Origin of the sequence: Mesobacillus maritimus, assembly GCF_019749255.1 — a bacterium.
Classification (GTDB): Bacteria; Bacillota; Bacilli; order Bacillales; family Cytobacillaceae; genus Mesobacillus_B; species Mesobacillus_B maritimus_A.
In genome coordinates this window covers 156,011-180,100 of record NZ_JACWFH010000006.1, presented here as the reverse complement: position 1 = coordinate 180,100, position 24,090 = coordinate 156,011, and the positions used below count along the sequence as shown (strand labels likewise).

Annotated in this window: 20 protein-coding genes; 12 read left to right on the top strand and 8 right to left on the bottom strand. The window is 39.7% G+C overall.

The features are described 5' to 3' along the window. Positions 1-418 precede the first annotated feature (418 nt). Positions 419-739 carry a hypothetical protein gene (locus H0185_RS03185; protein ID WP_221871143.1) on the bottom strand — a complete coding sequence of 107 codons (321 nt, stop codon included), beginning with the start codon at positions 737-739 and terminating at the stop codon, positions 419-421. A 243-nt stretch (positions 740-982) separates the two neighbouring features. After that, the gene (locus H0185_RS03180) at positions 983-3,625 is read right to left on the bottom strand and encodes a penicillin-binding protein 1A (protein WP_221871142.1); all 2,643 of its coding nucleotides are present in this window, start codon (positions 3,623-3,625) and stop codon (positions 983-985) included. Between the two features lie 328 nt (positions 3,626-3,953). Between H0185_RS03180 and H0185_RS03175 the strand changes: the two genes are divergently transcribed. The 5 genes from H0185_RS03175 (at position 3,954) to H0185_RS03155 (ending at position 8,781) form a co-directional block, all read left to right on the top strand. Further along, on the top strand, positions 3,954-4,133 hold the full coding sequence (locus H0185_RS03175; RefSeq protein ID WP_221871140.1) for a hypothetical protein: 180 nt from the start codon (positions 3,954-3,956) through the stop codon (positions 4,131-4,133). A 292-nt stretch (positions 4,134-4,425) separates the two neighbouring features. Then, positions 4,426-6,762, top strand: a complete 2,337-nt coding sequence (gene helD, locus H0185_RS03170; RefSeq protein ID WP_221871138.1) for an RNA polymerase recycling motor HelD — start codon at positions 4,426-4,428, stop codon at positions 6,760-6,762. A 91-nt stretch (positions 6,763-6,853) separates the two neighbouring features. Continuing rightward, positions 6,854-7,438 (top strand): YdeI/OmpD-associated family protein, encoded by a 585-nt coding sequence (locus H0185_RS03165; RefSeq protein ID WP_221871136.1) that lies wholly within the window; start codon positions 6,854-6,856, stop codon positions 7,436-7,438. Positions 7,439-7,470: 32 nt separating this feature from the next. Then, positions 7,471-7,992 carry a GrpB family protein gene (locus H0185_RS03160; RefSeq protein ID WP_221871134.1) on the top strand — a complete coding sequence of 174 codons (522 nt, stop codon included), beginning with the start codon at positions 7,471-7,473 and terminating at the stop codon, positions 7,990-7,992. Positions 7,993-8,184: 192 nt separating this feature from the next. After that, positions 8,185-8,781: a CPBP family intramembrane glutamic endopeptidase gene (locus H0185_RS03155; protein WP_221871132.1), complete on the top strand. Its 597-nt coding sequence runs from the start codon at positions 8,185-8,187 to the stop codon at positions 8,779-8,781. A gap of 41 nt (positions 8,782-8,822) precedes the next feature. Here H0185_RS03155 and H0185_RS03150 read toward each other — a convergent pair whose 3' ends face one another. The 3 genes from H0185_RS03150 to H0185_RS03140 all read right to left on the bottom strand — a co-directional run bounded on the left by H0185_RS03150 (position 8,823) and on the right by H0185_RS03140 (position 10,208). Then, complete coding sequence (locus tag H0185_RS03150) at positions 8,823-9,005, bottom strand: YolD-like family protein (protein ID WP_221871130.1); 183 nt, start codon at positions 9,003-9,005, stop codon at positions 8,823-8,825. Positions 9,006-9,175: 170 nt separating this feature from the next. Continuing rightward, positions 9,176-9,640, bottom strand: coding sequence for a CD3072 family TudS-related putative desulfidase (locus H0185_RS03145; RefSeq protein ID WP_221871128.1), 465 nt, complete (start codon positions 9,638-9,640; stop codon positions 9,176-9,178). Further along, on the bottom strand, positions 9,630-10,208 hold the full coding sequence (locus tag H0185_RS03140; protein ID WP_221871126.1) for a CD3073 family putative ECF transporter S component: 579 nt from the start codon (positions 10,206-10,208) through the stop codon (positions 9,630-9,632). The genes H0185_RS03145 and H0185_RS03140 overlap by 11 nt, the downstream gene beginning before the upstream one ends. 555 nt (positions 10,209-10,763) lie before the next feature. Between H0185_RS03140 and sstT the strand changes: the two genes are divergently transcribed. Together sstT and H0185_RS03130 are read left to right on the top strand one after the other, a co-directional pair. Beyond that, a complete protein-coding gene (sstT, locus tag H0185_RS03135) occupies positions 10,764-11,999 on the top strand; it encodes a serine/threonine transporter SstT (RefSeq protein WP_221871124.1) in 1,236 nt (411 codons plus the stop codon). A gap of 266 nt (positions 12,000-12,265) precedes the next feature. Further along, a complete protein-coding gene (locus H0185_RS03130; protein ID WP_221871122.1) occupies positions 12,266-14,272 on the top strand; it encodes an acetoacetate--CoA ligase in 2,007 nt (668 codons plus the stop codon). Positions 14,273-14,446: 174 nt separating this feature from the next. Here H0185_RS03130 and H0185_RS03125 read toward each other — a convergent pair whose 3' ends face one another. Genes H0185_RS03125 through glcD form a run of 3 tightly spaced genes read right to left on the bottom strand, consistent with a single transcriptional unit; the run spans position 14,447 to position 18,342 of the window. After that, positions 14,447-15,550, bottom strand: coding sequence for a CdaR family transcriptional regulator (locus tag H0185_RS03125; protein ID WP_221871121.1), 1,104 nt, complete (start codon positions 15,548-15,550; stop codon positions 14,447-14,449). Between the two features lie 60 nt (positions 15,551-15,610). Beyond that, positions 15,611-16,933 (bottom strand): (Fe-S)-binding protein, encoded by a 1,323-nt coding sequence (locus H0185_RS03120; RefSeq protein ID WP_221871119.1) that lies wholly within the window; start codon positions 16,931-16,933, stop codon positions 15,611-15,613. Continuing rightward, positions 16,930-18,342, bottom strand: a complete 1,413-nt coding sequence (gene glcD / locus H0185_RS03115) for a glycolate oxidase subunit GlcD (RefSeq protein ID WP_221871117.1) — start codon at positions 18,340-18,342, stop codon at positions 16,930-16,932. Before glcD ends, H0185_RS03120 begins: the two co-directional genes overlap by 4 nt. A 264-nt stretch (positions 18,343-18,606) precedes the next feature. Between glcD and H0185_RS03110 the strand changes: the two genes are divergently transcribed. The 5 genes from H0185_RS03110 (at position 18,607) to H0185_RS03090 (ending at position 23,990) form a co-directional block, all read left to right on the top strand. Beyond that, positions 18,607-19,470: a Cof-type HAD-IIB family hydrolase gene (locus tag H0185_RS03110; RefSeq protein WP_221871115.1), complete on the top strand. Its 864-nt coding sequence runs from the start codon at positions 18,607-18,609 to the stop codon at positions 19,468-19,470. Positions 19,471-19,786: 316 nt separating this feature from the next. Further along, a complete protein-coding gene (gene murQ / locus H0185_RS03105; protein WP_221871113.1) occupies positions 19,787-20,686 on the top strand; it encodes an N-acetylmuramic acid 6-phosphate etherase in 900 nt (299 codons plus the stop codon). Between the two features lie 31 nt (positions 20,687-20,717). Then, positions 20,718-21,569 carry a MurR/RpiR family transcriptional regulator gene (locus H0185_RS03100; protein WP_221871111.1) on the top strand — a complete coding sequence of 284 codons (852 nt, stop codon included), beginning with the start codon at positions 20,718-20,720 and terminating at the stop codon, positions 21,567-21,569. 46 nt (positions 21,570-21,615) lie between these two features. Continuing rightward, positions 21,616-22,977 carry a PTS transporter subunit EIIC gene (locus H0185_RS03095; RefSeq protein WP_221871109.1) on the top strand — a complete coding sequence of 454 codons (1,362 nt, stop codon included), beginning with the start codon at positions 21,616-21,618 and terminating at the stop codon, positions 22,975-22,977. Then, complete coding sequence (locus H0185_RS03090; protein ID WP_221871107.1) at positions 22,974-23,990, top strand: MupG family TIM beta-alpha barrel fold protein; 1,017 nt, start codon at positions 22,974-22,976, stop codon at positions 23,988-23,990. Before H0185_RS03095 ends, H0185_RS03090 begins: the two co-directional genes overlap by 4 nt. Positions 23,991-24,090: the final 100 nt, after the last annotated feature.

Below are 24,090 nucleotides of genomic sequence, written 5' to 3'. Positions count from 1 at the left end.
TTCTCAGCGCCGATGGTAGTTGGGGGTTTCCCCCTGTGAGAGTAGGACGTTGCCAGGCAAAAAAAAGAACAGCTAATGTTGTAGCTGTTCTTTTTTTTGTGCATACATGAGAATTCGTACATCAATTAATTTGTAAGTACAGGTAACTGTAAAGTTTTTGAAAGCCAAACGGTAAGATAGAAGCGACCGTAAACCCAATTACAATGCACGAAGTTGAATATATAATCAATTTTCGGCGCGATATTTCATTCCTCTTATAAGCTATAAAGAGGACTTTTATCATAAAAAAGACAGTAATAAAAATGATGATCGCTGAAAAAACACCTGTTAAAAGGACTTCCATTTTGCCACTCCTTTAATAGTTAATTTGCTGTATCTTACTATGTATGAATACCATGCTGAATTCAATAATCAGTTGTTATATTAGAAGCTCATTAAAATACCCTTTAGACCACTCAAAACTCCGTACTAGAAATCCTTGTTTTTTTGCGTATTCATTCATTACTTGAAGTAATTTATTTTTAGAGAGGCTAAACGAATGATGAATTTCCCGCTTTTTGTTTATCACATACTCTTCATAAATAATAAAGTTACTTAGTTCCATTTTTCTTATGACAAATTGATTGCATTCGTATTCTCCACATCTAATATTTCCAGAATAAATAAAACGAATAATAGCATCATAATATTCTTGATCAGTAACCTCAGTTTCTAAAAAAGAATCCAATATTTCTTGCATTCGAACACTCCCTAACGATTCTCCTTGACTCCTTCAATACTATTCGACCTCTGTCCTACACTTCCTTCTTCATCTCACGATGGTGTGAAAAGGCTATCGATTAATAACATAACAGTGGATTGTAAAAAAGTATAAGAAACAAACTTTAGTATCTGAACAATAAATTTGGATTATATGAATGGTATAAAAAACAAACCAAATAAAAAATGGTCACCAATGAAAAGGTGACCATTTTATTATACATTATGGTGTAATTTCACTTCCATTATCGTTTTCTTGATTCTCGTCAAAACCATCCCAAATGCCATTTTGTGGTGGAGATTCGACGGTAACAGAAGTGGTCGCTGGTGCACTTGACCCAATTTCATTTGTTGCGGTAACCGTTATGATGTATGTTTGTCCTGGTTGTGGCCCCACTAAAGTTGCTTGTAATTCGGGTGTTGGCGCTAATGTTTGCGGGAAACCGTTAACTGTAAATGAAACTGTATATTGGACGTTCCTCGCGTTGTTACCAGGTTGCCATGTAATCACAATGCTATTTGATGCTTGGTCAAAGGTTGCTTGTAAATTGCTAGGAGAAATAGGAGCTGCCTCTTCCACTGTGATGGACGTTGAAGCTGCATCACTTTTCACGCCACCAGCGATAGCCAAGAGTGTAAAGGTATACGCTTTGCCTTTCTCAGGACTTGGAAAAACAACCTGTTGTTCTTTTGTCGTTGTAAAGGTTTCGGTTCTTCCGTCCACTGTATAAGCAACATCAAAGCTTGTTTCTAACCCACTATTGGATGTGTGGTTCCAAGCTAACTGAATCTGGTCAGAGGCTTCATCATAGGTAGCAGTAAATTTTGTTGGTGTTGCAGGTTTTGGTGGCTTGGGTTTTTCGCCACCTTTAACATAATACTCGATTCCTAACTTTCCGACACTATCTGGCTGTTTAAATGTATCGGTATTTGTCGCTGCTTCGGACAGAATTTTTTTAAATACCAGCAGTGGGATGTCATCACTAGTGTTGTTTAAATAGTCATCCGATGAGGTCGTTTTATCATATCCCGTCCATACGGCAGCTGTATATTGGGGGGTATAACCAACAAACCAAGAATCTCTTACCGCCTTCTCTGGTAAGTCGTACTTCTCAATCGTTTTTGTATCAAAGTTTGTTGTTCCTGTTTTTCCAGCTAAGTCGAGACGGGAGATATTTGCTTTCGTTCCGGTCCCAGAATCGACTACAGATCGCAACATATCGGTGATTAAAAACGCAGTAGCTTCTTCCATGACTTTTTCTTTTGATGGTGCTACCTTTTCCTCACGACCATCGGAATGGACAATCTTAGTCACTGTATGGGGTTCAATATAATAACCGCCATTCCCAAACGCAGCGTACGCACCGGCCATGATCAGCGGGGAAGCAGCATCGATTCCACCAATTGAATTCGCTTCATTTCCTTTTTGTTCATCTGCAATCGGGAAACCTAAGCTTCTGGCAAATTCAGTCGCATCATTTGCGCCTACTTCTTGAAACGTTTTTAAGGCTGGAATATTTCGTGACCAGACGAGGTGATCACGAATTGTTTTCGTTCCAGCGTATTTACGAGTAGCGTTTCGAATTGGGGTTCCATCAGAATATTGATATTCTTCATCTTTGATGAAATGTCCAGTCGACCATTTGAATTTTTCAATCGCAGGGCCGTAGTCTAGAATTGGTTTGATCGTTGAACCTGGCTGACGTTTCATCATTGTTGCAAAATTAAATCCACCTGCTTGCTCACTACGACTTCCGCCAATGGCTTTGATTCCTCCCGTCTGTGTATCGGTAATGACAATTGCTGTCTGCAGGTTCTCGTTATCAGGAAAAGGGATATGGTCGTTTGTGGTGAGAACCTCTTCGGTCAATTCCTGAATATCTGGATCAAGAGTTGTATAAATTTCTAAGCCATCTTCAAACAGATTGGCGTCGGTCTTTTCTTGTACTTCCTTTATGACGGTAGCCACAAAGTTTTCGAATTTATTGGCTTTAGGTGTTTGGATGTTTAACGTATCTTCAATCGGTGTGCTCTGCGCTTCTTTCATGTCTGATTTGCTAATGTATCCATGACGGTTCATATAATGGAGAACCATATTTCTTCTTTCTTTCGCGCGTTCAAAATTTGCTTCGTCTGTGGGCATGTATCGATTCGGACTTTGGGGAATACCGGCTAAAAGTGCTGCTTGTTCAAGTGTTAGTTGATCCAATTCCTCAACGTCTAACCCAAAGAACCGCTCTGCCGCTTTTGCTACTCCGTACACATCGCCACCGTATAAGTTTTTATTAAAATACATCTGTAGTATTTCTTCTTTCGAAAATTCTCGTTCTAATTGAAGTGCCAAGTACCATTCTTGGATTTTTCTTGTTGGTGTTTGTTCAATGGATAGAAAGGAATTTTTTACAAGCTGTTGCGTAATGGTACTTCCACCACCACTTTCTAACGAACGAGTACTGATGATTTTGAAAATCGCAACTAAGGTACGTTTCACATCGATGCCACGATGCTCATAAAAACGAGAATCCTCTGTCGCGATTACCGCATCCTGCAAAACCTCTGGGATTTGTTCGAGACCAATATCCTCCCGTTTTTCTTTCCCGACTTCCGCGATAACCGTTTCTCCATCGCTTGCATAAATACTAGAAGATAAGGGTGCCTTTAATAATGTTTCGTCAAATTTAGGGGCATCTTTAATAATCCAGGCTATCGCGCCAACGCCGATGATCAGGAATACAGTGGCGATAATCAAACTATAATAGAGAATTCTTTTCCATCTTAATTTTTTAGGCTTACTATTCTTGGATGAACGTTGTTGCTCTTGCATTTTTTTTCTGCGTTCAACGCGAGAAGAATGGTTTTCAGTCATGCGATAGGCTGCTATCCTTCTTGAAAGACAAAGGTTGTTCCTTTATAGTCAATACTCACCCTTTGGATAGCAGGTTTTTCACCTCGATTTTGTTTGAGTCTAGTCGTTGTTAGTAGGATTGTCGATATTTTTGTATTTTGTCTTAGTGTGATTGAAGGTTTCCTTAAAAATTCGTTGAAACAGGATATTTTTTATGTTTTTGAATTAATTGGTAGTTCAATCTTAGAATGAAAGGAAAATAATCCATATAATTCCTTTTTATATGGTAAGATATGGGGATTATGAACAATTATCTTTGCTTTAGCTTTGGGGAGAGGGGATTCCTTTTATGAGGATAGGTAAAATTATATTAACGGGAATTATGGCAGGGGTTTATTCGGGGATTTTGGATGGCCTCGAGCAAGGGTACGAGCTCAATGGTTTAACGAGCGGATTAATCCTTGCTGTATTAACGATTACAACAGGTTACTTTTTACATAAGTCAGGTGCAAAAGAAGTAAGAAGCTGATATGGAAACCTTGTTCGTAGGGCAAAGAAGGATCTTTCCTTCAAAAATAATCCTTTTAGTAAAAAGAAATCCGGAAAAGAGAAAAAGAGTAATGTACCCGTTGAGGCGGGAAACATTACTCTTTTTTATAATCGAATTTATGTCCATCCATTGAAAAAATGGCGGTTTTATGGTAAATTAGTATAGCTATGCGTTGATAATTATATTTTTATATATTATCCCTATTTTAATTATACAACGCAGTCGATACAATCGTCAACCCTTTTTATAAACTTTTTTAGGAGTGTGGGGCATGAATACGGAATTTCAGCAAGCGCAAAAGCGACTAGAGAGTGTAATGGAGCGGATAAATGAGGAAACTATACGATTAGATGAAGAAACGTCCAAGCGTAAAAATGAAGTGGTTCATATCCGCAAGCATTTTTGGGATGAAATTAAGGTGAATAATGATACCTTTGATGATTTTCTTGAGACCATTATTGGTTTGCGTCAAGAAACTCAAGCTCTGTCAGTAAGCCAAAGCACCCATCGACATGCATCTAAGCGTTTGTCCACCTTACGTCGTATGCAGGAAGTCCCTTATTTTGGTCGAATTGATTTTATTGAAGAAGGGGATTCAACCCAAGAACAAATCTATATAGGCATTTCATCGCTTAGTGATTCTAGCGGTGAAGATTTTCTTATCTATGATTGGAGAGCTCCGGTTTCAAGTGTCTACTATGATTACCAGCCTGGCCCCGCGAAGTATAAAACACCAGGTGGGATCATCGAAGGCAAGTTGGAGAAAAAGTGGCAATACCTTATCCGAGACGGTGTTCTTCAATCGATGTTTGATACAAGTCTCACCATTGGGGATGAGATCTTACAGCAGGTCCTTGGCAAAGGGACTGATAAACAGATGCACAATATCGTTGCGACGATCCAACAGGAGCAAAATCAGATTATCCGTCATGACAAAGGGAGATTGCTAATTGTTCACGGAGCAGCTGGTAGTGGCAAAACATCTGCGGCCATGCAACGTATTGCTTATTTGCTTTATAAATATCGAGATCATCTGAATGCAGACCAAATCATTCTTTTTTCACCTAATAAGATGTTTAATAGCTATGTGTCAAATGTACTTCCAGAACTTGGCGAAGAAAATATGCAACAAGTTACCTTTCAGGAATATTTGGACCATCGTCTAGGGAAGGAATTTGAAGTGGAAACTCCTTTTGAGCAGTTAGAATATGTTTTAACAGCGACGAAGGATTCATCGTATAGGTCAAGGATTGCGGGAATTCGTTTAAAAGCTTCAATCCATTTTTTTGAGGCCATTCACTCTTATCGGCAGTCATTAGAAGATACAGGAATGCTCTTTAAGGATCTTACTTTTAGAGGAAAACCAATTGTTACGAGCCAACAAATAGGAGAATGGTTTTACAGTCATGACACTTCACTCCGATTCCATAATCGCCTTGAAAAGTTAATGGAATGGTTGTTGGAGAAAATAAAAGACGTACAAAAAATGGAGTATTCAAAGCAATGGGTCCAGGAAGAAATTGAGCTGCTTAGCAATGAAGAGTACCATAAGGCACATCGCTATTTAGCGGAAAAACGCGGTTATAAAAGAGAAGAGAAGGCTGATTATGAAATGGAGCCAAAAGCACTTGCCAGATTGATTGTTCAACAAAAGTTGAAGCCTTTACGAAAGATCGTTCGGGCGTATCGCTTCATTGATTATAAGGGAATGTACCAACAGCTTTTTTCTAATCCTCAACAGATTAGAGAGTGGATAGAAGGGGAGACACCAGCTTCATTACCTGATATATGTCAGGCGACGCTTGAAATGCTAACACAAAATAAACTATATTATGAAGATGCCACCCCGTTTTTACTATTGAAAGAGCTAATTCAAGGCTTTGAGACGAATAGTTCGATTAAACATATTGTTGTGGATGAAGCGCAAGATTATTCCCCGTTCCAATTTGAATTTTTGAAAAGATTGTTTCCTGCTGCAAGGATGACCGTGTTAGGCGACTTTAATCAAGCGATATTTGCTCATGCCAACGAAATGGTCGATTTCCACACACTGACAAACTTGTATGGACCAGATGAAACGGAAGTAATCAACATTGCACGCAGCTATCGATCGACAAAACCAATTATTGAATTTACAAGAAGACTGGTCCCGAATGGAAAGCAGATTATTCCTTTTGAACGTGACGGTGAGCGCCCTGTACTAACACAAGTAGACAACTACACAAAATTGCATAGCTGCATTGTTTCTAAAGTAGCGGAGTTGCGCGAACGAGGGCTTAATAGTATATCAATCATATGCAAATCTGCTAAGGAAAGTGCTTCTGCATATGAATCCTTGTCCTCGATTGATGGTTTAAAACTTTTAAGAAGCAACTCACTTGAATATGAGCAAGGAGTTGTTGTGATCCCTTCTTATTTATCTAAAGGAATCGAATTTGATGCAGTCATCATTTATGATGCCTCGGCGAACGTTTACGGCGACGAGAGCCTGCGCAGAGTTTTCTACACATCCTGCACAAGAGCGATGCATGTATTGCAGCTTTATAGCGTAGGGGAACACAGTCCATTTTTACAAGATGGATTGCAGGAGGGCTTTATCGAAAACTAGTTCGTTTCAAAATGATTGGGGGTCTGACCAGCGGTTCAGGAACGCATTCCTCTACTATGGTCAGACCGAAAACAAAGGAGGGTGTTCCTTAATGACAATGAACCCTAAAGTTGATGAATATTTGCGTGAAGCTAGAAGTTGGCAGGAAGAATTTGAGAAACTGAGAATGACCATTCTTGATTGTGGACTAACAGAAGAATTGAAATGGAACAAGCCTTGTTATATGTATAAGAACAAAAATATCGTAATCATTCAAGGGTTTAAAGAATATTGTGCAGTTATGTTTTTCAGAGGTGCCTTATTAAATGATCCCAATGGGATTCTCGTTCGTCCGGGTGAGAACTCACAGGCGCAACGCCAAATTCGCTTTACTGATGCTCAGGAGATTATGGAAATGAAAACAGTTTTGAAAGACTATGTTAATCAGGCTGTTGTAGTTGAAAAATCGGGCTTAGAGGTGAACTTTAAAAAAACGGAAGAATTCATTATCCCGGAAGAATTACAAACTAAATTTAATGAAATGCCTAGCTTGAAATCTGCTTTTTATACCTTAACGCCAGGACGGCAACGAGCATACATCCTTTATTTCTCAAAAGCCAAACAATCCAAAACACGAGAGGCAAGAATTGAAAAATATAGGCAAAATATTCTCGATGGCAAGGGATTGAATGATTAGGTTATAGCCCAGGAATGGTCTAGGAGGAAGAAGTGGGAAAGGAAATCATAATTGAAGACTATAACTCAAATTGGCCAAGCCAGTTTGAGGAAGAAAAAGAGAAATTACAGGAAATCTTAGCTGACAAGACTATTGCGATTGAACACATAGGGAGTACAGCTGTGGAAGGGTTAGGGGCTAAACCAATCTTAGATATTGCCATTGGGGTGAATGATTTAAACGTTGTTAGCGAATTTGTTGAACTTTTAGAACCAATGGGATATGAATTTGTTTATCATAAAAGTTTTCCTGAAAGACGATTCTTCAGAAAAGGACAATGGGGAGCTGGGACACACCATTTGCACTTTTATCTTTTCGAAGGAGAACACTGGAACAATCAATTGTTGTTCAGAAATTATTTAAGCACGCATCCTGAAGTTTTAATAGAATATCACCAGTTAAAGATTGAATTGGCAAATACGTTTCGCTTTGATAGAGCGTCTTATACTGAGAATAAAGCGGATTTCATACAGGAGGTGCTACGACAAGCCATGAAAGAAGGAAGCAAAATTTAGTACTTCCTTTGATTGTAGGTTTTTATTTTCAAATTTTGGTCCGGTTACTTCTTTTTACGTGAAATAGTTATACATTGCTTAAGGAGCTTTTAATCTTATTTCCATAGGTGAAAGATTGTTTAGCCCAGAATTTCTGTATTCGTTTATACTAATATATGACAATATGGTTAGTGTGTTTTTGGGGGGATGAAATTGACAGATCAATCGAAAGAAGAAATTAAACTTAGCCATTTAATTGCGTCCTTTGCTTTTCTTGGGGTTATTGCTCTTATTTGTATCTTTATTTGGCAAAAATCCAATAGTTTTGAGTATGTGCTAGATTTGTTTGATGTTAGTAAAATCGTCATGAATTTAGCCGTTGGGGGAGGATTGGGGATAGCGTTGGCTCTCGTAGCAATACCTCTAGTAAAGGTGACAGGAACAAAAATACCTGAAGCTAAAGATAATGAAGAACTGAAAAAAATCATGATGAGAAAGCATGGTGCGCTAATCGTCGGCATTCTCCCAGGCATTTTTGAAGAAGTGTTGTTTAGAGGATTTGTGCTGCCGTTTATTCAGCACTTTACCAATGCAATTTGGGCTATCATCCTAACAACAATTGTATTTTGGGCCATTCATCTTCCACAATATAAAACCAAATTTGTATTAAATTTAAATGTGATTCTACTGTCTTTGGTTACGAGTATATTATTTATTCAAACCGAAACACTTTGGGCTTCCATTTTTGCGCATATGGTTTACAACTATATTGTTACAATTGCAACGCAAAAGAAAATTATAAAGGTATAAGATAGGAATGGACAAGTCAATCAATAATTGGATAATTGAAATCAATCAATCTCTTGAATTCCAGATAGATGAATAAAATAAATTTGTTGTTTTTCATCTTTCAATAAAAGAGTTTGCTTTACTAAGTCAAGTTTGTGTAATCTGCCAGTACAGGTTTGCTTAAAGCCGTTTTGATGGTAGGAAATTGTGATTGGCACATCTTTAGCAAATTTTTTTAAAAACATTAGTATCCTCCAAAATGTTTATTAATCTTTCCTTTATTTTAATAGGGAAACGTTAAGCGAAGATTGAGAAGGAGTTAAAATGATGTAAAGAGTCAGGGGACCAAATAAAAAAGGCCCCCAGAGAATAGGGGACAGGAGAGAAAAGCTCTTTGTATTTATTTTACGAGTTCTTAGTTTTTAACATGCTCATTGCTATTAAAGACAGGATCTTCCGTATTTGGGAGATACCATTGCTTTTCAAGTGGAATGTGGTGGGTTTGAAAAAGCTTTTGTAGCTCCTCCATGAACACTCCTCTAGTTTGGTCACAGGATGGGCTGCTTTGAATGCCAAGAACACCGGTAATCTCATAGCCACTTCGACGGTATTCTGTGAGTTGTTCAATAATAGGCGTTAGAATTTTTTGACAGTGTGAACGGTATTTCTCATTGTCATATTCTTCATAGGTCATAGGTGGACGATCTAATCCTAAAAACGTAAATTCAGGACAGGGAAGTTGGACAACACCGAAGCCTTCTTCTTTGATCCAATCTGTTGCAGACGGAATGGCTCCTAAGGCGCGGGCTTCTTCTTTTATGACCGTATTTTGATTGAGAATGCAATGAGAGACAAGAAGGATTTTCTTACTACGCTGCATCCTTTTTTGTTCCTCCTTTATACGTTTTTAAGAAACTAGGAATCTTCGATATGAAAAACATAACCAGAAGACAGGTGACGATTTTATCAACAAAATTTCCTGTAATTCTGGAGATAAAAGTTGAAGCAAACACACTTTCACCTGTGGCTCTTAGCCAAAGAACGATGATATCCATGCCGCTTCCATCGATTCCTCCCGTTAGCGCGATTGATATCGGCGTCCCAATCAAAGGAGCAACAACGGATAACAATAATCCTGTGAGAACAGCAATATACCATTTGGTAAAATTGAACCTTCGTGCCATCAAGCCTACGACTATGGCCACAGCCACATTCACAATTCCAAAAAAGATAGCTGTTGGAGATGCGGTTATCCCTAGGATGACATTCGTTAATAATCCTACTAACGCTCCCCACCATGGTCCAAACAGAACGGCCATTAGCACAGTTCCAATCGTATCAAGAAATAACAATGGAATTTTTAGTGCTGATACAGCTGTTCCAAGGACAACATTTAAAACAATACACATGGCCCCATACGTTAACACCAATGTCCTTGCCTTCTGCATTCTGATTCCCTCCTTAGTACACCTGGTAAATTTGTATTTTGTAAATTTTTGTATTCCTCCTTCTAGCATCTTCATTATATGAGGGTCGTCTTTACAATAAAATACATTTATTCAATAGCATCGATAACTACCAATCTATTTTTTAGATACAAACGGTTCATTCTCAGCACATACTTTTGCTCCCTACACTATGTGCTAATTACAAAATAAAAAAATCGGCATCTCGCTCATTATTTTCTTGATAGCAAAATTATTTGCACGTTCAAGCGGAATAAGACGTTAAAATGAACGATTATTTATGGATGGCGGACAGGAATCAAGCTTGGGTTTTATTTTAAAATTAATATTTTGATTATTAAAACATTTCAAAATAGCAATGATAATATTGTAATATACGAAAATACCCTTTATAATCTATTACAGAAGGACAATTGTATTTTTACGAAAGACTGTGGCGGTGAGTAGGTTACAAAGCGAAAAAATAGATAATGTAAACTCTTTTTTTATTGTTTCCTGTACACACCATTACATATAGAGAATTTTGGAGGGGTATTGATGAAAAGTCTGTGGGGATTTTGGAATCGTTTGAGTCTGGTCAAACAAATCTTGATAGGGTTAATTGTTGGAGTCATTCTAGCTGTTGTGGTTCCGGATGTAGGAAAACCTGTTGTGATATTAGGATCTTTATTTGTGGGTGCGTTAAAAGCGATTGCACCAATTTTAGTCTTCTTTTTAGTGATGGCGGCGATTGTCCAACATAAAAGTGGAACGAAAACCAATATGAAAACTGTAGTAGCGCTTTATCTTGCAGGTACTTTTTTAGCGGGATTAGTGGCGGTGATCGCAAGCTTTTTATTCCCTGTGAATTTAACACTTGCTACAGGTGCTGAAGGCCTGACAGCTCCAGGCGGAGTAGTTGAGGTACTTAAAACCTTATTGTTAAACGTAGTCGATAACCCCGTAAATGCGCTTGCAAATGCTAACTATATTGGGATTCTAGCATGGGCGCTCGTTCTTGGATTTGCGCTAAGAAATGCTCCTGATACAACAAAAACAGTAATTTCGAACGTTTCAGAAGCAGTTTCGAAAATGGTCTCATGGGTCATCAAGTTCGCACCGTTTGGGATTATGGGACTTGTGATTGAGTCTATCACAACAAATGGTCTTGAATCATTGCTTGGATACGGGAAATTACTTGGGGTATTAATTGGTTGTATGTTGTTTGTTGCCTTGGTGATTAATCCTATTTTAGTGTATATAGTAGCACGCCAAAATCCATATCCACTAGTTTTTACAGCGATAAAAGAAAGCGGGATGACAGCGTTCTTTACTCGAAGCTCAGCAGCAAATATCCCAGTAAATATGAGATTATGTGAAAAGCTAGGCTTAAACAAGGATTCTTATTCAGTGTCCATTCCACTAGGTGCTACCATTAATATGGCCGGAGCAGCCGTGACGATTTCAGTTTTAACCCTTGCTGCCGTTCATACCTTGGACATTCAAGTGGACATTCCTACAGCCATCATCTTAAGCGTCTTGGCAGCTGTTAGTGCATGTGGTGCTTCAGGAGTTGCAGGTGGTTCTCTATTATTAATTCCTCTAGCGTGTAGCTTATTTGGAATTCCAAATGAAGTGGCGATGCAGATCGTCGGAGTAGGATTTATCATTGGGGTACTCCAAGATTCTTTTGAAACAGCTCTTAACTCTTCTACAGATGTCGTTTTCACAGCAGCAGCTGAATATAAAGAGCTCCGAAAAGAAGGGGAAGCATTAGAACAAAAGATGGCATGATAAATAGTGAATGAATAGAGATGACTGCATTCGATTGTGATTAATACCAACAATCGGATGCAGTTTTTATTTCATTCAAAACGTTGTGTGAGTCATTCATGTGAATTCTTCGTGAGGGCCAAAATGTAGGTTCTTATATTACTATAATTTTTAGAAAATTCGTTCAAATCATTGACACAGCTTCCGGCGGTTCGTATGATTTTAGTAGAGAGACAACCAGAGAAGTGCTGCTAGATACAAATCTATCTAACAGGGGGAGCTAGTAAATGGTAGGAAACATAGGGGAAGTAATGTGGGAACCCTCACAGAAATTTATTGAGAATACAACTTTAACACGATACATGAACTGGTTAAAGGAAACAAAGGGTTTGACGTTTGAAGGCTACCAAGATTTATGGAAGTGGTCGGTTGATGAACTAGAGGACTTCTGGGAAACTATCTGGGAATTTGGTGCTGTTAAGGCGACTAGAAAATATGATAATGTTCTTACAGATTCACAAATGCCAGGTGCCAAATGGTTTGAGGGTGCAAGGTTAAACTTTGCTGAGAATCTATTGGCAAAAGATCAAGGAGATAAAACAGCTTTATATTTTCGGTCCGAAAAGATTCGCGAACGTATTATATCTTGGAATGAACTCAAAGAAAGTGTGGCTTCCGTGGCACACTCGCTCCGGCAGCTTGGCGTAAAGCCGGGGGACCGGGTAGCTTCGTTTATGCCCAATATCCCAGAAACGATGATTGCTTTTCTTGCCACAGCGAGTGTTGGGGCGATTTGGTCAAGTTGTTCCCCGGATTTTGGCACAAAAAGTGTCGTGGATCGCTTTAAACAAATTGAACCGAAAGTATTATTTGCTGTCGACGGTTACCATTATAATGGCAAAACCTTTGACAAAACGTCTGTTGTCGCTGAACTTCAACAAGAATTAGGAGCATCTCTCGAGCATACGATTTTGGTGCCATATGTGGAGAAGGAGCACCTGGATGAGAAACTAGATAACTGTATTCCATATCCAGAGCTTTTAAAAGAAAAAGCAGAGTTGACATTTGAAAGTTTGCCGTTCGACCATCCACTATGGATTGTTTATTCATCAGGTACGACAGGCATGCCGAAACCAATTGTCCATGGTCACGGAGGAATCACGGTTGAATATGTAAAGATGATGGTGGTTCAAAAAGGATTAACACCTGAATCGGTTACGTTCCAATTTACCACTACGGGATGGATGATGTGGAATACGCTTGTGGGGAGCTTAATTACTGGCGCAACAGTTGTCCTTTATGATGGAAGTCCGGCTTATCCTTCGATGGACGTTTTATGGGAACTGGCAGAGGATGCTAAAATAACAGATTTTGGAACAAGTGCACCCTATCTGATTAACTCTATGAAACAAAAGGTGCGGCCAAATGAAAAATATGATCTATCCAAGATAGGATCCATCAATTCGACTGGGGCTCCGTTAACCGAAGATGGATTTCGTTGGGTGTACGAAAATGTGAAAAAGGATGTTTGGCTGAGTTCATCGAGTGGCGGGACAGATGTTTGTACAGGGTTTGTTGGGGGAGTACCAATTTTACCTGTAAGGATTGGTGAAATTCAGGGAAGAGGTTTAGCAGTTGACGCTCAGGCCTTTGATGAGAATGGGAATGCCTTAACCGATGAAGTAGGGGAATTAGTCATTACAAAGCCAATGCCTTCTATGCCGCTTTACTTTTGGAAGGATACAGATAATAAGAGGTATTTTGATAGTTATTTTGATACATATCCTGGTATGTGGAAGCACGGGGATTGGATCAAAATTAAGCAGGATGGCAGTTCAATCATTTACGGGCGCTCCGATTCAACCATCAATCGCTCAGGTGTTCGGATGGGGACAAGTGACATTTATCGAATTGTTGAGAAGCTAGACGAAATTCAAGAAAGTCTTGTGATTGATTTAGAGGTATTAGGGCGACAGTCATCGTTATTATTATTTGCCGTATTGCAACCAGGAGTTCAATTGGACGATCAGCTGAAAACGAAGATTCGAGAAGAAATCAAATCCACGCTTTCGCCGCGATTTATGCCAGATGAACTATATGCTGTTGAGCAAATTCCAAAAACACTGAATGGTAAAAAGATGGAAGTTCCGATTCGGAAGTTATTACTAGGTTTTGAACTTGAGAAAGCGATCAATCCTGATTCAATGAGTAATCCAGAGTCGCTAGCATTTTTCCTAGAGTTAGCAAATCAATTGAATGAGCAGAATGAGGAAAAACTTTTTACAAAGAAATAAGGAAGATAGAATAATTGTTCTTCAATATAACAGCTTGATAGTATTGGTGAAAAGTAAATGTGTCTAAAAAAGATCTGTTCTGTTTTAAGGAACAGATCTTTTTGTTGTTACAGCAAGTTCTATTCTTTACTTAAACCTGATAAGGAAGGGAAGCGGAAGAAAAGGACGCGTAACTTACTCTTCTAAAAAAATCAAGGCCAGATGAAGAATGAATAATTCCTGTATATTGGATGGAGTTAATCCCGTTATATCGTGAATTTTTTTCATTCGATAATGAAGAGTGTTTACATGAATATGTAGGCTTTCGGCTGTCTTTTTCAAAGAGTGGTTTTGCTTGAATAATTCTTTTAAGGTTTCGATTAGTTCTTCCTCAGGTAATAGCTTTCCAATTGTTCTTGTAATGAACTCTGACTTCGTTTCAGCTGATAAATCATCTAAAATCATTTCCAATGTTAAATCTTCATCAAAAACAAGCATTGACTCTTTTTCAGCTGTTCTTAAAGCTCTTTCGGCTTGACGAAACGTTTGAATCAGTCTTGAAGAAGGAACCACTTTTCCTACTCCGGCTGAAACAGGAATTCTCAGTAGGTAGCCAAGGTAGTCGAAGAACTCAGTGATCTTCGCTCTTGCAGACGATTGTAAGGATATGGATGAAGTATCCAATAATAAAATCACGCGGTCAATTCCCCAACGGATAATAAAATCTTGCTCTTGTTTACCAGTCCAAGCATACAGATGGTTCCAAACATCTCTGTGGATGTACTCATCGTTTAAACCGAATTTGGCAATGATGACTTGCCGTGGGATCTCTAGGTTTATATTCAACAGCTTGGCTCGTTCATGAAAGGCAGAATCCCATTCCTTTTCTTGAAGCCAATCAAAAACAAAGCCTTCAAGCGCTCTTAAATGCCAATCTGATTGTTCAGCATAATGGCTTTCACTTATTAAAAGTTCCGTCATTTTACGGATGATTTCGCCAAAAGGGGCCACCTTGTCAGGATTTCCAGTAATTCCAATGACTCCAATTACTGCTTGTTGAAAGAAAACGGGAAGATTGATTCCTTGTTTCACTCCTTGCAACACTTCCTGAGTATCTTTTGTTATGATTAATTTTTCTTTGGTTTGTAAAACAATCTTTGCTCCCTCATGAAATTGACCAATTCGGTTTTCATCCGTACTAGCAATGATGATTCCTAGAGTGTTGACAACAATGATATCCTCATTTAGAAATTTCCTCACTTCTGAAATAATTTTCTCAGCGAGTTCAGGTGTTAACATAAGCAATACCTCGTTTAGTTATGTGGACAACGGGGACACGGTGCCTGTCCCCTTGTCCCGTTATGCTGATGCTTCGATTAGGAGGTCGACAATGTGGATGGCTCTTACTTTGTCGCTCAATCCTTCGCGCTCAATGCCGAGTTTCATCTGTAGTAGACACCCGGGGTTAGCGGTAACGATTGTCGTTGCATGAGTTGCCTTAGTTTGTTCCATTTTGGAATCAAGGATTTGCATCGACATTTCTGATTCAACGATGTTATAAATTCCTGCAGACCCACAGCAGCGATCAGCGTCCTTCATTTCTCGATATTCCATGCCTTTGATTGATTCAAGCAAGACTCTTGGAGCAGAGGCCGTTTTCATTACATTCCGCAAGTGACAAGAATCCTGGTAGGTTACGACTTGATAGGGTAGTTCTAATTTCTGCTTTTTATGAAAATCCAATTCGTACAGTACTTCTGAAATATCTTTGATTTTTTCTGTAAAAGCCTTCGCACGCTCATTCCAGTCTGCATCTTTCTCAAGAAGATGGTCATAGTCAACTAGAAAGGCTCCACAGCCACCGGCATTCGTAATGATATAGTCTACATTTAATTCTTCAAAAGCTTGGATATTTCTTTTGGCCAGGTCTTTGGCTGAGTCCTTTTCACCACTATGTCCATGTAGAGCCCCGCAGCATGTCTGGTTCTTTGGAATTACAATTTCACAGCCAGCAAGCTGCAGTAGTTTCATTGTACTATTGTTTGACTCAAGAAACATCGTATCCATTAAGCACCCTTTAAAAAAGGCGACTCGCTTCGTTTGGGTTCCATGTGGAGGAAGGTATTCTGGACGATTTTTCATTTCCTTCATACTTGGAACCGTAGGAAGAACTTTTTCCATGGTTGCTAGATTTTCAGGAAGCAACTTCATGAAACCAGTCTTCCTTGTAACCGTTTGTAAACCAGAGCGCTGATAAAAGCCTAGAAGTCCCGTTGCCATTCTCATTCTTTCCTGATGAGGAAAGAGCCCTTTAAATACGGCATTTCTGACGAGTTTTACTGGTAGCGAATGTCTTTTATTTTGTTGAATGATATCTCGTGCCTCTTCAAGAAGGTGACCGTATTTTACACCCGAAGGGCAAACAGGTTCACATGCTCGGCACCCAAGACATAATTCAAGAGAACGCTCAACATCCTCATCTGGTTCAATGAGACCGTCGACGACCGCTTTCATTAAGGCAATCCTGCCCCTTGGTGAATGAGTTTCCTTAAAGCCTGATTCAATATAAGTCGGACATGATGGGAGACAAAAGCCGCAACGCATACAATTTAATAATTCATCCTGATTCATTCGTTCTTGAAATTGTGCTTGAATGATTTGTTGTTCTTTTACTGTTGTCATCTTGCTACCACCACTCTTTTTCTGCTTTCCTTCGCAAACATTTTGCCAGGATTCATAATATTTGTTGGGTCGAGTGAAGATTTGATGGCCTGCATGGCGGCAATTCCTTCTCGACCAAGTTTCCATTCAAGATAGGGCGCCTTCATCACACCGACTCCGTGTTCCCCCGTAATCGTTCCCCCAAGTTCAATTGCCAGGGCAAATATTTCAGCAAATGCTTCTTCCACTCGTTCCATTTCTTCAAGATTTCGTAAATCGGTTGGGCAGGTAGGATGGAGGTTTCCATCACCAGCGTGACCAAAGGTACAAATATCAAGTTGATACTTTTCAGCAATTTTATTGATTCCATTCACCATTTTGGCAATTTCTGATCGAGGAACGGTCGCGTCCTCTAGAATGGTGGTTGGTTTCAACCTTGCCAAGGCGGAAAGGGCAGACCGTCTTGCTGTAGTTAAGGCCTCCGCCTCTTCTGGTGACTTTGCAATTTGGACTGACACCGCACTTTCTGCTGTACAGATGTCGGCAATCCTTTGGATATCGTTTTCGACTACTTCAGGTGCGCCGTCCTGTTCAATCAGTAAAACGGCTTTTACATTCGTTGGCAAGCCGATTTGAGCAAAGTCTTCAACGACTTTAAGGGTTGGTTGGTCAAGAAACTCCATGGTCGCCGGAATGATCTTATTGGCAATGATCTTGGAGACCGTCCGCGCAGCTGCTTCAATATCTTGATAGAGTGCAAGCATGACTTTTTTCGTTTCAGGGATCGGAATTAACTTCAGTGTGGCTTCTGTTATCACCCCTAAAGTACCCTCCGAACCAACGAACAGGCGTGTTAAATCGTAGCCTGCAACATCTTTCGCCAATTTTCCGCCGGTGCGGATGATGTCACCGTTTGCAAGAACAATTTCAAGTGCGATCACGTAATCTCGGGTGACTCCATACTTTAGTCCGCGTAAACCACCTGAATTTTCATTAATATTTCCGCCAATAGTAGATATCTTCATAGAGGAAGGGTCTGGAGGATAAAATAATCCTTTTTCCTCAACCGCTTTAATCATGTCAAGAGTGATCACGCCTGGCTGCACAGTTACTGTTAAATTTTCTTCATCAATTTCAAGAAGTCGATTCATATGCCTAAAAAGAAGCACCACTCCACCTTCAATTGGGCAAGTACCTCCACATAGATTTGAACCAGAACCTCTTGGAACAATCGGAATCTTGTGCTGATTACATAGTTTTACAATCTCAGAAACTTCTTTCGTGTTGCGCGGACTAATGACCGCATCTGGCATGGCTTGAAAATTTGGTGTGGCATCATAGGAATAGACTAGACGAGTAGCTTTAGTATCTTCATAATTTTCTACGCCAACAATCTGTATTAATTTTTGTTTCAATTCACTAGTTAACATGAAACATCTCTCCCAATGGTATAGTACTTTAAGTATAAAAAAAGAAACGAGCATACGCTATGGACTTTTATACAAAATATGCAAATGGAAAACAATGATTTTTGTGTATAAACACAATGAGGATGATTTTAAACTTTGATAGAATGGAACTTCATGTAGGATTCTAGAGAGGAACCGATTGCAATCACGATAAAGTTTTGAGATAGTAGCTGTAACTTTAATACTCCGAAAAAATTGAATGCGAGGCAGATAGGAGGAGAAAGAATGGAATACAAATTACTAGCGCTAGATTTAGATGGGACTGTATTTAATAGTAAGAAAGAAATGGATCATGAAACGATTCAAGCAATCTATGAGTTTAAGAAGCATGGGGGAAAAGTAGTCATTTGTAGTGGTCGTTCGCCACTTTCAACGAAGTGGGTCTCAGAGACACTTCGTCTTGATGACCCGATCATTGCTTACAACGGAGCCGTAATTCAAACGGCGGACGGAGAGGTTCTTTCACAAGCTGCTTTTTCACAAAGGGGGATTAGAACCTTTATTAAGGCTTGTGAAACGTTCAATGTATATGGGCAATTGTATGAAGGGAATACATTATTAGTACCTGAGAGAAATAAGTGGAATGAAAACTGGATTGAAAACAATATTCCAGCATTTGCTTTATCGGGGGGAAACCAGGAGAGTTGTGAACGTTTTCGACGTAACTGTACTGTTAAACAGATTGACAGTCTAGAAGACTATGCTGAAAGGAATACCCCGACGATCCTAAAGTTTGCCGCTTTCCGAAAAGAGGAAGGGAATTTTCAAGAATTTACAAGGTATCTTTTAGGTGAAAAGATTGAATTTGAAGTTAGCAGCAGTTTAGACTTTTCGAATCTAGAAATTTCACCTGCTAAAATAACAAAGGGAACAAGTTTAAACGTGCTCATTGATACTTTAGGCATACACATGTCAGAAGTGGCAGCGATTGGGGATAATTTTAACGATTTAGACATGCTGCGGTTAGCCGGCTTAGGAATTGCGATGGGCAATGCTCCTTCAGATGTGAAAGCAGCAGCAAATATGGTGACGGCTACAAATGATGAATTGGGTGTCGCGAAAGCCATTAATACCATTATAAAAGCGTAGCTTATTTCAAGAAGGGAAAGGATGAGCATAATAGAAGCTCTCCTTTCTTTTTTTATGCTCATTTCTCAAACTATGTGGCTCTCCGAGACGAGTAGAGATCGGATTTTACTTTGTTTCACACCCGCGAACCGCTCGTTCCTGGAGTGGAACTAAAACAGCTATCTCTAACAAAGTCCTTGAAATAAGCTGAGATTTAATAGGTTTTGAAATAATATTTTACTATTTTCCAAATGAAGTTGAATTAATATTTCACTCGCGTTATAATGAACCTGTTAAATAAACGAAAGTCCGACGATACGAGCAAGGAGGATGGGGAATGAAACCAGATTTGAAAGCGTTGACAACAGAATCCCGTAATGAACGTTCAATGCAAATTGATACAGCACAACCAATGGATATACTACGAATCATGAATGAAGAAGACCAGAGAATTGCAAAAGCAGTGGAAAAGGTTCTTCCAGATGTGGAAGCCGCTGTAACCTATGCATTTGAGTCTTTTAAACAAGGCGGAAGGTTAATTTACATGGGAGCCGGAACAAGTGGTCGTTTAGGAGTCCTGGATGCGGTTGAATGTCCACCGACTTTCAGTACCGACCCAAACATGGTGCAAGGAATTATTGCTGGCGGTGAAAATGCATTCGTCAAAGCAGTCGAAGGGGCGGAAGATAAACCAGAAGCTGGCGAAGAGGATTTAAAAAAACTTGGCTTAACTGAGAACGATACCGTGATTGGGATTGCTGCAAGCGGGAGAACACCCTATGTCATCGGAGCACTCCAATACGCACGCAGCGTGAAGGCGAAAACGGTTGCATTGTCTTGTAACGAGAATGCACGGATTAGCAAGGAAGCAGACACGGCGATTGAAGTGATAGTTGGACCGGAAGTTCTAACAGGGTCAACAAGATTGAAAGCAGCCACCGCGCACAAAATGATTCTAAATATGATCTCAACTTCATCGATGATTTTATTAGGAAAAGCTTATGAAAATCTGATGATTGATGTTCATGTCAGCAATGAAAAGTTAAAAGAGCGAGCCATAAATATTATCATGAGAGTAACAGATGTTAGCTATGAACAAGCATCGGAAGCGCTTGAGGCATCTGATCTTCAAGTGAAGGTTGCCATCGTGATGATTAAAAAGAAGCTTGACAAAGCGGAAGCAATAAAGCTCTTAGAAGAATCACAAGGTTATGTCCGAAAGGCAATCGAATCATAATCGAAAACCTGCGTAAAAAGGTGGTGTCACAGTGGTTACTGGCGGAATGAAAATGATTAAAAATATGCTAGAGCAATTACCAGCCTCAGAACGAAAAATTGCTCAGTATATTCTGGAATATCCTTATGAAGCAGTGAATTGCACAGTCAGCGAATTAGCAACAAAAACCCAATCAAGCGGTGCCGCTGTCATCAGGCTGTGCAAATCCCTCGGGGTGAAAGGGTTTCAAGATTTAAAGGTTCGAATTGTTGGAGATCTTGGAAAGCCGAAAGAACAGGGCTATCGAGATATTGAACAAGGGGAAAAATCAGAAGACATCGTTCAAAAGACGCTGAGTAACAGTATCCAGAGCTTGCGGGATTCAGCAGAAATCATTAATCATGACGAACTTGAAAAAGCTGTTCAAGCTCTTTTAGCTTCAAAGAATATTCATTTATTTGGAATTGGTGCTTCCCATGTGATTGCAATTGATGCCCAACAAAAGCTACTTCGTATCAATAAAAGGGCAACAGCGTTTTCCGATACCCACATGGTAGCGACCTTAGTTGCGAATGCAGAAAAGGACGATGTTGTGTTTGCGATCTCGTTCTCAGGAGAAACACCCGAAGTCACCAATGTGGTTGCACTTGCAAAGGAACATGGAGTAAAAACAATTAGCTTGACGAAATATGGTCAAAGTTCTGTTGCGTCTTTAGCTGATATAAATTTGTATACTTCCTATTCAGCGGAAGCCCCTTTCCGGAGTGCGGCCACTTCGTCTCGGTTAGCGCAGTTATTTATTATTGATGTATTGTTTTTAAGCGTTGCAACCGAACAATATGAAGAAACGGTTCATTACATTGATAAGACAAGGGGAGCAATCCAGTTTTTAAAGGATCAATAATCTAGATGATCGATCCTATTTTTAATGATGATGGGGGGAGCCGGTCATGGCTGGTGAAAACAAAATTCTTGCAGAAAAAATATTAGAACAATTAGGTGGAGCCGGAAATATTGAGTCCTATACACATTGTATGACTCGTCTTCGTGTTACACCGCATGATGAGTCACTTGTCAATAAAGCGGCTATAAAAAAGATTGAAGGCGTTATTGGTTTCGTTGAAGAAGAGACGCTGCAAATCATTCTTGGACCAGGTAAAGTGAACAGAGTAACAGAAGAGTTTGGTAAACTAATAGAATCATCAGGGGAAATCAATTTAAAGGACCGTGCAGCAGTAGTGAAAGGGGAAATCAATAAAAAGAACGCTACTCCTTTTAAATTGTTCCTACGGAAAATTGCAAGCATTTTCATTCCGTTAATTCCTGCACTCGTTGCCTCCGGGTTAATTACAGGGATTTCAAAAGCTGTTATTCAAGCAGGCTGGTTGCCAGAAGAATCCCAACTAGCAACGATTTTAACCGTAATTGGCGGAGGATTATTTGCCTATCTTGGTATATTAGTAGGGATAAATGCCGCGAAGGAATTTGGTGGGTCGCCAGCACTTGGAGGCTTGGCGGGGATATTGATTATTAATCCTGCTGCGGCTACGATTACTTTGTTTGGGGAGGAATTGCTTCCAGGACGAGGCGGTCTGATTGGCGTTTTACTTGCAGCTATTTTTATCGCGATTGTTGAAAAAAGAGTGCGCAAATTTGTGCCACAATCACTTGATATCATTATTACTCCTACGATTGCTCTATTAGTGACAGGGATCGTTACGTATTTAGTGTTTATGCCAGTGGGTGGTTTTATTTCAGACATTATCACAAAAGGTTTGCTTTCTATTCTAGATATGGGCGGAATTGTTGCCGGATTTGTCCTAGGCGCAACCTTCTTGCCGTTAGTAGTAACAGGCTTACATCAAGGTTTAACACCTGTTCACCTCGAGTTGATTAATAGCATTGGGGATGATCCATTACTGCCAATCTTGGCAATGGGTGGAGCAGGTCAAGTTGGAGCGGCCTTTGCGATTTATTTAAAAACAAAAAAACCACGTCTTAAAAGAGCAATCGGTGGCGGACTGCCATCTGGAATCTTAGGAATTGGTGAACCACTCATCTTTGGTGTCACCCTACCACTTGGACGACCATTTATTACCGCTTGTATAGGAGCAGGTTTTGGTGGGGCCTTCCAAGCCTACTTTGACATTGCTACTGTAGCGGTCGGTGTTTCCGGTATACCACTTGCGTTTATCGTAAATAATGGGGAAGTCTTTCTATATTTAGTAGGTGTATTCATTGCCTACGCAGCAGGTTTTGTCTTTACTTACCTATTCGGGTTTAAAGATGAAATGGCAGGTGAATTTGATTGATTGGCATTTCGTTCTATTTGAATGATAGTTTAGCTGAAGAAAGAATCATACAGGCTGGAGAAATGGGTGTGAAGCGAGCATTTACCTCGCTTCACATCCCAGAAGAATCAGGTGACCTTGCGGGACGAGCAAAAAAGTTACTGCAGCTCGCGAAAGACAGCGGAATTGAAGTTTTCGCCGATGTATCTTACCATACACCAGCCCATTTAGGTCTTGATGATTTATTTGCATTGAAAAAGCTGGGTGTTACGGGCTTGCGATTAGATGACTTTTTTGACCATGAACACATTATTTCTTTAGCAACTGAATTTAAACTTGCAGTGAACGCAAGTATATTCTTTGAGGAAGACTTAAAGAAACTATTAAACAGTGGATTAAACGCCGAGCAGTTGATCGGATGGCATAATTTTTATCCAAGGGCAGAAACAGGTTTAAGTGAAGCCTTTTTCACTCAGCAGAATGAACTGTATAAACGATATAACATTCCGATTAGTGCCTATATCCCAGGGGCAGGGGAAAAGCGGGGCCCGATAGGTGAAGGGTTGCCGACACTTGAAAAACACCGGGATACAGATTCATTTTTAGCAGCTTTAGAGCTTTTTCATTCTGGGGTGGATGAAGTGTATATTGGTGATCCCGACCATGGTCATGGGTTATTGGAAAAGCTAATGAGAATGGCCAGTGAAAAAACAGTGAGCCTCACTGTCGAAGACGGGTTCACTCATGGTGGACACTATCAGTTGCGACCAGATTTGTCCCGGGATGTCCTGAGATTTATGAATACCAGAACCAACGAATCGGTAGGACCTAAGCATACTGTTTCGCGTCCGGCAGGCTCGATTACCATGGATAATAACAATTACGGCCGTTACCGAGGGGAAATCCAAATTACATTACGTGACTTACCTGCAGATGAACGGGTTAACGTTATTGGAAAACTTACCGCAGACGATGTCATATTGCTATCGTATCTAAAGCCGGGAATGGTCATTGAACTTGTAAGTAGGACTTGAAAATCTAATCCAATCACTTTGATTGGATTTTTTTTCATGAGACTTGGACGATTCTAGGTTTTATGGGGAAGTTTATGTCCTAACTGATTTTAAAGCGAAG